At 60.7% G+C, this 8364-nt stretch carries 10 protein-coding genes; 8 read left to right on the forward strand and 2 right to left on the reverse strand.

Features of this window, described 5'->3' with window-relative positions; all coding sequences use genetic code 11:
- Positions 1–616: 616 nt before the first annotated feature.
- The 3 genes from B7X49_RS16775 to B7X49_RS16785 are packed head-to-tail and all read left to right on the forward strand — an operon-like array spanning position 617 to position 2681.
- The gene (locus tag B7X49_RS16775) at positions 617–1150 is read left to right on the forward strand and encodes a hypothetical protein (RefSeq protein WP_286840308.1); all 534 of its coding nucleotides are present in this window, start codon (positions 617–619) and stop codon (positions 1148–1150) included.
- On the forward strand, positions 1150–2031 hold the full coding sequence (locus B7X49_RS16780) for a hypothetical protein (RefSeq protein ID WP_286705214.1): 882 nt from the start codon (positions 1150–1152) through the stop codon (positions 2029–2031). The genes B7X49_RS16775 and B7X49_RS16780 overlap by 1 nt, the downstream gene beginning before the upstream one ends.
- A complete protein-coding gene (locus B7X49_RS16785; RefSeq protein WP_286705213.1) occupies positions 2019–2681 on the forward strand; it encodes a hypothetical protein in 663 nt (220 codons plus the stop codon). The genes B7X49_RS16780 and B7X49_RS16785 overlap by 13 nt, the downstream gene beginning before the upstream one ends.
- A gap of 20 nt (positions 2682–2701) precedes the next feature.
- On the opposite strand, the gene B7X49_RS16790 is transcribed toward B7X49_RS16785, so the two are convergent.
- A complete protein-coding gene (locus tag B7X49_RS16790; protein ID WP_286840312.1) occupies positions 2702–3130 on the reverse strand; it encodes a GFA family protein in 429 nt (142 codons plus the stop codon).
- 583 nt (positions 3131–3713) lie between these two features.
- On the opposite strand from B7X49_RS16790, the gene B7X49_RS16795 reads away from it, so the two are divergent.
- The 4 genes from B7X49_RS16795 (at position 3714) to B7X49_RS16810 (ending at position 6352) form a co-directional block, all read left to right on the forward strand.
- On the forward strand, positions 3714–4166 hold the full coding sequence (locus B7X49_RS16795) for a MarR family winged helix-turn-helix transcriptional regulator (protein ID WP_286705212.1): 453 nt from the start codon (positions 3714–3716) through the stop codon (positions 4164–4166).
- A gap of 68 nt (positions 4167–4234) precedes the next feature.
- Positions 4235–4798 carry an isochorismatase family protein gene (locus tag B7X49_RS16800; RefSeq protein ID WP_286705211.1) on the forward strand — a complete coding sequence of 188 codons (564 nt, stop codon included), beginning with the start codon at positions 4235–4237 and terminating at the stop codon, positions 4796–4798.
- Between the two features lies 1 nt (position 4799).
- Complete coding sequence (locus B7X49_RS16805) at positions 4800–5129, forward strand: hypothetical protein (RefSeq protein ID WP_286705210.1); 330 nt, start codon at positions 4800–4802, stop codon at positions 5127–5129.
- Positions 5126–6352 carry an MFS transporter gene (locus B7X49_RS16810; protein WP_286705209.1) on the forward strand — a complete coding sequence of 409 codons (1227 nt, stop codon included), beginning with the start codon at positions 5126–5128 and terminating at the stop codon, positions 6350–6352. Before B7X49_RS16805 ends, B7X49_RS16810 begins: the two co-directional genes overlap by 4 nt.
- A gap of 213 nt (positions 6353–6565) precedes the next feature.
- Here the strand turns inward: B7X49_RS16810 and B7X49_RS16815 are convergent, their stop codons facing one another.
- On the reverse strand, positions 6566–7393 hold the full coding sequence (locus tag B7X49_RS16815; RefSeq protein ID WP_286705208.1) for a helix-turn-helix domain-containing protein: 828 nt from the start codon (positions 7391–7393) through the stop codon (positions 6566–6568).
- A gap of 93 nt (positions 7394–7486) precedes the next feature.
- On the opposite strand from B7X49_RS16815, the gene B7X49_RS16820 reads away from it, so the two are divergent.
- Entirely contained in the window at positions 7487–8248 is a 762-nt protein-coding gene (locus B7X49_RS16820) for a class I SAM-dependent methyltransferase (RefSeq protein ID WP_286705207.1), read from the forward strand.
- The last annotated feature ends 116 nt before the right edge of the window (positions 8249–8364 follow it).

Consider the following 8364-nt stretch of genomic DNA (forward strand, 5'->3'; position numbering starts at 1 on the left):
CCTATGCCTACGCCCTCATCACCGCCGCTCGCTCTAACAATCTGCTGCCCACCATCCCTGCCCAGCTAGCGATCTGACCCGGGGGTGTGAACGGTTACCTTGGCCTCGCCAATTTGCGTGACGATCTCTGCGTAGCTGTCATCGTTATTAGCAATCATTATAAGCCTCCCAGTCGATTTGGAGACAACGCATTTTGCACTACCGCATTACGAATGTTTGCGTAAATTGAAATATTGGTAATATCCCGAAAGCGCGAATGGACCGCTGGTTGTTCAGGGCGTTGCACTGCTGTTGTTGTTCATCACCACGTCATTGCTGCTGCAAATATCTCCGCGTAACGCTAAAGATTGAACCGCTCGCGAATGCGCTAGCATTCCTTGGTCTGTAGTAGAAACGTAATCCGATACCACACCAGACCAACGAGATTAGAGATAGCCTTTGCGCCAGCCATTGAGCAGGCCAATAAGATAGCCATTGTGATAGCGATTGAGCCAGCTAATGAGCTGTTGATTGCACCAGCGATTGAGCAATCCACAGTCTCCTACTTCCGATTCGGAAGATTGCCCGTAGCGTCAAAAATAGTGAAACTCCCCCCGCTATTTTTGAAAGACTGTTCATGTCGCTCAAGCGCAGACCAACTGATTCCGACATCGAAGCCCTGGCTGAAATCTTCCGCCCGCTCTGGCGGCAAGGCAATATTATGCGCCCGTGGCTGCGTCAGCACCATGAGCTGCTGCGCTCGCTCGTGCATGGCGAATGGTCCTGGGCGGCGGTCGGCGCGGCGCTGACCAAGCTCGGCATCACTTATCGAACCGGCAAACCCTGGACCGAAAAAGGGCTCCGCAGCGAGCTGTCACGTGCGCTGATGCCTCTCAAAGGCTATCGACAACGGCAGCCAAAACCCGAAGCACTGCCAACGGCCGAAATTAACCTACCGCCCGGTGCGGTTGCTCAAACGAACCTGCCGCCAATTCCACCATCTGCACTCAACGTGCCCCAGCCGCCAGCGATTGCCGCGGCCCCTCGCTTCAAGCCCGCCTCATTCCGCATCCCAGAATCATCACCCGCGCCAAGCGAATCCACCCCGGCGGACATCGCACGCAGCCACCGCCAGACACTCGGCCCATCTGAACCCAAGGAGACAAGCTGATGCCCGAGGACAAACCGCAAACGCCCAACACTACAACCAAGCCATCCGGCGCCACGCCCTATCGCCCCAGCGCCACAAAATTCACCGGCCCGCGCGCCGACATCATCAGCCTGGCGCCGCCCAAGGAGCCAGAACCCGACATCGAGAAGGGCATCGACCTTACCGGCCGGGCCAAAATCATCTTTGCCGCCGGGCGCGGCAAATCCGGCAAGACCACCCTGCTCCGCTGGCTGACCGAAACTTCCATCCTAAATGGCGGCTCACCGATCCTAGCCGATGTCGATCCCAGCAACGCCACCTTCTCTGCTTATTTCGCCGACGTCGCCCGCCCGGATACGGACAACCCCGCCGGCGTCGCCGCCTGGCTGCAGGGGTTGATTGAGTATTGCATCACCGAACGGCAATCCGCCCTCATCGACTTGGGTGGCGGTGATACTACCTTGCGCTCCCTCGCCACCGAAATGCCCGGCATGGCCACCCATATCGAGGCCGCCGGCATGGCACCAGTCATGTTCCACCTCACCGGCCCCCAGCCCGAAGATCTGCTCCCTGCCCTCACTTTGGCCGCCCGCGGCTTTACCCCAACAGCGCAAGCCCTGGTGCTCAACGAATTTGGCATTGAACCCGGCTCAACCCGAGAGCGGGCCTTTGCGCGCATCACAGCCTCCACCGCTTATGGCAATTTGGCCGCCGACTGCGTGAAGCTATGGATGCCCCGGCTGCACGCCGCCGAAGCCGTGGAAAGCCGCCAATGCAGTTTTGCCGCCGCGCGCGACGGCACCATCAATCCGCCGCTCGGTCTGTTTGACGCCGCCCGGGTGCGCGTCTGGCTGGACGCCATGGACCGCCGCTTCGCCGGGGTCAGATCATGGATCCCATAAGCCCCGCCTCCCGCCGTGAGGCCCTGCACGAGCAGATCGCCGACGCTCAAATGGTCCTACGTCGCGCTGCCGCTGCCGCCGCCCTGAAAAGCGACCCGCTGGCGGAGCAGTTGCAGGCCCTGGCCGTCTGCGTCGGCGCGCTGAGTGACCTCTACCAAGCCAGCGAGGCCACCCAGATCAATATCGCCAACACGTTGAAAACCCAGACCGGCGCCATCGCGAATGAAGCCATCGACCGAGTGCATGCCTCGGGCATGGACATCGTCAAACAGCTTGCCCCGCAACTGGCCAAAGCCGCCGACCGCACCATGCGGCAGAAAATCAGCACCCTGCGTATCCGCAGCATCGTGGCCCTGGGTCTGGCATTGGCCCTGGCCATCCTGGTCCCCAGCCTGTTCACCTACGCAGCAGGGCTGAATGACGGCCGGTTCCAGGGCGAGGTCGCTTCTCACCTGATTTCAGTCGCCATGAAAGCTGGGCCTTTCGAGGCGATCGCCTGGGGGCAACTGATGCAGGATAATGACGGCGCCACCGCGATGGCCGCCTGCCGCAAATCCATGCAGCAAGATGCCGATGGGCGGCATTACTGCTTCATGCCGGTCTGGACCGACCCGATATCCCCCGCCGTGCCTTCAGCACCGGTTCAATAACTCACCAGAAGCATAACCTGTCATATGGGAGCCGCTCGTCGGCCGATGATGCGAGCTTTCTGCACATAGTCAAAGCCGCCCTTGCCCGACCAGGCTAGTCCATCAGGATAGCGCAATTCTATTCCGGCGAGATCCCTCTCGTCCGCCAAGCGCATATTGACACCCATCTGGATGTTTCCGAACTTCGATACGGCGCTTGCAGTCAACACAAAATGCGTCGTTGAACCACAATTTGCACAAAATTGGATTTCCGCGGCCGGGTCTTCCTTGTCTTCCCGGCTATATCCCTTTGTGGTTCCCTCAATGCCGATTTCCGAAGGATGGAAATAGGCCCAGCGAGCGCCCGATTTGCCGCAAAGCGTGCAGTTGCACTCATTGATGAAGTCCGGTCGCTTGGGGATTTTGATGTGGACTTGGCCGCAAAGGCAGGAAAGATTCAGCATTCCCATGCCATACCAAAAGAGCCACTTGTCTGATAGAGATCATTCGGTTTCTATCATCCCTCACCGTTCCTTCGCCCGTGGTGTTGATCGGATCGCATCTAAACGATGGGCGGCTTCTGGAAACTGCCGTCGCGCGGCTAAATGTCGGAAACGGGTGCAAAGGGCACCGAACTGCAGGTTTCCGCCGGTGCGCTGCCGGCTGTCTCAAAATAGCGCGTAGTCCATGGCGCCCAGCTTCGCCGATATCATCAGCGCCGCCAGCACCTAGCGCCACGGGCCGACCATCCTGACCCGCAACCTGCGGCATTTTGAGCCACTCGGCGAGCCAGCGCTTGATCCGTTTGTAAAGTTGCCCTGGACATAATCGTGGCCGGCAAGAGATTTTCAAAAGCCGCCATTCCGTCTCCAAGCGCCACTTCCTGCGTGATTGCGCCCGATTTAGTCCTTCAGAATTACCGTAGCCACATCCCGACTGCGGTCATTGCCTCAATGAGATCGAATCAGTTGGGTGGCTGGAGAGAGAGTATTACGAAGTGTATATGATCAGATTAACTTGACAGTTTAACTGATTATATGCTATCCGATTGGCATGAATGTACAGCCGAAGGACGATCAATCCACCCGCGCCCCGGCCTTGGCGCAAGATCTTCGCGCCCTGCTCAGCAAGCTGAAACGCCGGCTGCGCGAACAGGGAAATATGGGAGACCTGACGCCATCCCAGGTATCCGTCTTGTTGCGCCTCGAGAAGGATGGCCCGGCGACAGCAGCGGGCTTGGCGCGCGCGGAAGGGATGCGTCCGCAATCGATGGGGCCGGTCATTGCAGCCCTTGAGGGCGCAGGGTTGGTGAGCGGCGCACCGGACCCGCATGATGGAAGGCAGACCCTCCTCTCACTTACCGACGCCTGCCGCACATGGGCTCAGGAAAAGCGGGCGGCAAAACAGGATTGGTTGACCCGCTCCATCCAGGCACGGTTGTCTCCGCAGGAACAAGACGAACTCGCGGCATCTGTCGAATTGCTAAAGCGGCTCGTCGACGACTGACGGAGCTCATGGGGCTCGTGGGGCTCACGCCCTGCTCAAACCATCGCGGTTTTCAAGAGGATACTCCCATGGCGCTGACAACGCTCGACCCCAACACGGCCCTGATCATCGTTGACCTGCAGAAAGGCATCGTCGGTCTGCCCGTCATCCACCCCATCGGCGGCATTATCGAGCGGGCGGGCTCGCTGGCCGACGCCTTCCGCGCGCGCGGTCGGACGGTGGTGCTTGTCAACGTCGCTGGCGGCGCGCCAGGCCGGACGGAACAGCCGCGGCAAACTGCCCCCCGTCCCGAAGGGTGGACTGATCTCATCCCAGAGCTCAATCAACAACCCGGTGATATCGTCGTCACGAAGCAGACATGGGGTGCGTTCGCGAGCACAAACCTCGAAGCGCAGTTGAAGGCGCTGGGCGTCACCCAGGTGGTGATCGCGGGCGTGGCCACCGGAACTGGCGTCGAGGCAACCGCGCGCCAAGCCTATGAGCAAGGTTTCAACGTCACCCTCGCCATCGACGCCATGACCGACATGCGCCCGGAGGCACACGGTTATAGCATCGCGAATGTATTTCCGCGGCTGGGCGAAACCGGCACAACCCAGAACATCATTGACCTGCTTGCAGCGAGGATTCCCTGATATGCCCTGGCTCGATCTCCTATCGTATTTTTTTGGCGGTGCCTTCCTTGCGAATGCCGTTCCACATCTCGTCAGCGGCATGATGGGCAGGCCGTTCCAGAGCCCATTCGCACAACCGCCAGGGGAAGGGCTCTCTTCGTCGACCATCAACGTGCTTTGGGGATTTTTTAACATCGTCGCCGGTTATGTCCTGGTGTTGCGCATCGGTGATTTTGGAGTGAGAAACACAGGCGAAGTCCTCGCCTGCGGCGCTGGCGCGCTCCTGATCGCGCTGTTATCCGCCCGGCATTTTGGCCGCTTCCACGGCGGCAATCAACGGGAACATCCATGAACGCTCCCCGTGCAGGTGTCTTCCGGTCCCTGCGGGGGGTCAACAATCGGGTCTGGGTCGCCGGTGCGTTCGTCTCCAACGTGGGCACCTGGATACAGCGGACGGCTCAGGACTGGCTGGTGTTCACCCAGCTCACCCATCACAACGCTTCGGCCGTCGGCCTGGTCATGGCGCTGCAATTCGGGCCGCAGTTTCTTCTGCTCCCCTGGACTGGCTCTGCCGCCGATCATTTCAACCAGCGCAGGCTGCTGATTGCTACACAGACGACGATGGGTGCTCTCGCTTTGGCGCTGGGGCTTCTCACCGTCACGGGAACCGTCCGGCTCTGGCACGTATATATGTTTGCTTTCCTCTTCGGCAGTGCGGCGGCGTTCGACGCACCTGTACGCCAGACCTTCGTGGCGGAACTGGTCGGGGATGTGGATCTGCACAATGCCGTGGCGCTCAACTCGACTTCGTTCAATGCCGCACGGATGATCGGACCTGCTGTCTCCGGCGTGATCATCGCCGCCATTGGCACCGGCTGGGCATTTTTGATCAATGGCGCGTCCTTTGCTGCGGTGCTGATCTCTCTCTTGTCGCTTCGCATCTCCGAGCTTCATCCGAACGCGCGGGCACCCCGCGCCAAGGGGAGTTTTATGGAAGGGTTGCGCTATGTGTGGGGGCGCCCAGACCTCAAGGCCATCCTGGTAATGCTGTTCCTGATCGGGACCTTCGGTCTGAACTTTCCGATCTTCATCTCGACCATGGCGGTCAAGGTGTTCAATTCCGACGCCCGCGGATACGGAATGCTGTCCTCGATCATGGCGATCGGAACCGTTGCCGGAGCGTTGCTCAGTGCGGGGCGCCGTAAGGCACGGTTCGGCTTGTTGATGATGGGCTCTGGGGTCTTTGGACTGGGTTGCACCCTGGCGGCACTCGCTCCAAATTATTGGCTGTTTGCCGGCACGCTCGTGATCATCGGCGTGGCCGCCCTGACATTGACCAATACGAGCAACAGCCTGATGCAGCTTTCGACAGAGTCGGCGATGCGCGGGCGCGTAATGGCATTGCGTGTTGGCGTCGCTCTTGGGGGCACGCCGATCGGTGCGCCGATCGTCGGCTGGGTGGCGGATCATTGCGGGCCACGCTGGTCGCTCGGTATTGCCGCTGCTTCTGGCTTCGCAGCGGCGATCGTCGGCGCTTACGCCTTGGCACGCCTGGAGCCACGATCTTCGGTTTGATATGTCGGCTTTTCGGGTTTGGTTGCCAAAAAAGCAGACCAGCCGCTTCCGGCCAGCTATCCTGGACATTATGCCGTGGCGTGCCCCAAGCTCAAAGCGGTCATTGCCTACGCATCGCGCAAAAGCCGAGAAGGGTGATGAGCGCTCCGTTTGGTTTTGGCCGGCGCGCCGCAATGACCAATCCTATATCCCTATGTTACCTTGAGAATCCATCTACGACACTTCCGACTTTGCTGCCGCAGAATGCCGATGCCTGAACTGCGACGGCCCTTCGCCGGCGAGCTGCGCGAATGCCTTGGCGAAGGCACTTAGCGAGGAATAGCCGACTTCGGCAGCAACTTCGGTAACCCTGCGCCCTTCACTCAAAAGTCCCATCGCCATCATGATCCGCGCCTGGCCAAGCCAGCTCTGCCACGTAAGCCCTGTATCCCGCGCGAAAAGTCGGCGAAAACTACGTTCGGACAGCGCCGCGGCGGCGAGGGCGCCGGTCTGGGTGGCAGCGCTGAGATCGGATGCGGCGTAATCCATGGCGCGCCGGATAGGGGGATGTGTCGCACCGGGCAGAAACAAAGGCAGCTCACTCTCCAGCCATTGGCCGCATAGCAGCGCCAGCGTCTGCAAAAAGCTGGTCGCGAGCAGCACATCCTTCTGGGGCGCGCCAAGCCCCCAGCGCGCCGAGAACACGATCATCTCCCGCATTAGCGGGCTTGCCGCCAGAATTTTTACCCGCGCTGTGGGATCAGCCACTGCCGTCGGCGAGAAATACAGCGAAACCCCCACAGCCGCGGTGATGAGCGTGCGGTGCCGCGCCCCGGCCGGGATCCAGGCGGCCCGCCCCTGAGGCAAAATATAGCGCCCGGCCTCCGTCTCGATCTGCGTCGGCCCATCAACCGCATAGATCAGTTGGTGGTACTCATGCGTATGCCAGTCATAGAAGACATTGCGTGCGGGATCGAGAAAGGCAAAGCCGATCCCGCGCGGCTGGTCCAGCCCGTGCGCGGTCAGCGCATTCTGCGTCTCTTCGTAGCTTAATGCGCGCATGGCCGGTTTCCACTCATTTCTGGCCGCAGGACGTTAGCCGGCCAAAGTGCGCCGGGCTATACTCCATGCCGACTGTGAAAGAGAGAGGCCGGAATGACCGATATCACGCATAACCAGCGCATCGTCGCGCAATTCACCCGCTGGGCCAAACCTTTTGCGGAACTGCCCATTCATGCCCAGGCCGACGCCATGGCGCGCAGCCTCGCCGCCTGTGCGCTGGAGCCCACGCTTAATGTGCTCGATGTCGCCTGCGGCCCCGGCATATTGGCCTGCGCCATGGCCCCGCATGCACGCCAGGTCACGGGCATCGACATCACCCCTGCCATGATCGCCCAGGCCCAGGTGCACCAGGCGGCGGTGGGGCTGCACAATCTGGCCTGGCACATCGGCGATGCTACCACGTTGCCCTTCGCGGCGCAGAGTTTCGACCGGGTGACCACGCGCTACAGCCTGCATCACATGCAGGACCCGGCGGCGGTGCTGTGCGAGATGAAACGCGTCTGCCGCCCGGGCGGGCGCATCATCGTCATCGATGCCACGCCCTCGCCCGAAACATGGGATGGCTATGATGCCATGGAACGGCTGCGCGACCCGTCGCATACGAGCGCACTGCCCCTGGAGGTACTGCGGCTGATGGGCAAAGACGCAGGGCTGAGCGAGGCCGTGGTCGAAGCCTACCGGCTCGAAGCGCAGCTTGAGACGCTGAGCGATGAAAAGGACATGGCGGCGCTAACGGCGATGTTCGATGCGGATATCGCGAGCGGGCAGGATCGCATCGGTGTCGGCGCCTGGCGCACGCCCGAGGGCATCCGCTTCCACTTCCCCGTCTCGATCCTCGCCTGGCATAACGCATGACCGCAGCCTTAGAGTCTGACTCGAATCGTTTTTGCAACGTCATCGATCTGATTTCTATGGAATTCTGTCCCATCATGGCGTTCAGGCGATGGCCAGACGGCGTGACATCAGCTTGA

Source organism: Acidiphilium sp. 34-64-41 (assembly GCF_002282635.1).
In the GTDB taxonomy this organism is placed as follows: domain Bacteria; phylum Pseudomonadota; class Alphaproteobacteria; order Acetobacterales; family Acetobacteraceae; genus Acidiphilium; species Acidiphilium rubrum.

What these genes read in the sequence shown, in the direction of transcription:
- B7X49_RS16785 (WP_286705213.1), top strand. Translation starts at nt 2,019, where the DNA reads ATGGATCCCATAAGCCCCGCCTCCCGCCGTGAGGCCCTGCACGAGCAG.
- B7X49_RS16795 (WP_286705212.1), top strand. Translation starts at nt 3,714, where the DNA reads ATGAATGTACAGCCGAAGGACGATCAATCCACCCGCGCCCCGGCCTTG.
- B7X49_RS16790 (WP_286840312.1), bottom strand. Translation starts at nt 3,130, where the DNA reads ATGGGAATGCTGAATCTTTCCTGCCTTTGCGGCCAAGTCCACATCAAA.
- B7X49_RS16775 (WP_286840308.1), top strand. Translation starts at nt 617, where the DNA reads ATGTCGCTCAAGCGCAGACCAACTGATTCCGACATCGAAGCCCTGGCT.
- B7X49_RS16815 (WP_286705208.1), bottom strand. Translation starts at nt 7,393, where the DNA reads ATGCGCGCATTAAGCTACGAAGAGACGCAGAATGCGCTGACCGCGCAC.
- B7X49_RS16780 (WP_286705214.1), top strand. Translation starts at nt 1,150, where the DNA reads ATGCCCGAGGACAAACCGCAAACGCCCAACACTACAACCAAGCCATCC.
- B7X49_RS16810 (WP_286705209.1), top strand. Translation starts at nt 5,126, where the DNA reads ATGAACGCTCCCCGTGCAGGTGTCTTCCGGTCCCTGCGGGGGGTCAAC.
- B7X49_RS16820 (WP_286705207.1), top strand. Translation starts at nt 7,487, where the DNA reads ATGACCGATATCACGCATAACCAGCGCATCGTCGCGCAATTCACCCGC.
- B7X49_RS16805 (WP_286705210.1), top strand. Translation starts at nt 4,800, where the DNA reads ATGCCCTGGCTCGATCTCCTATCGTATTTTTTTGGCGGTGCCTTCCTT.
- B7X49_RS16800 (WP_286705211.1), top strand. Translation starts at nt 4,235, where the DNA reads ATGGCGCTGACAACGCTCGACCCCAACACGGCCCTGATCATCGTTGAC.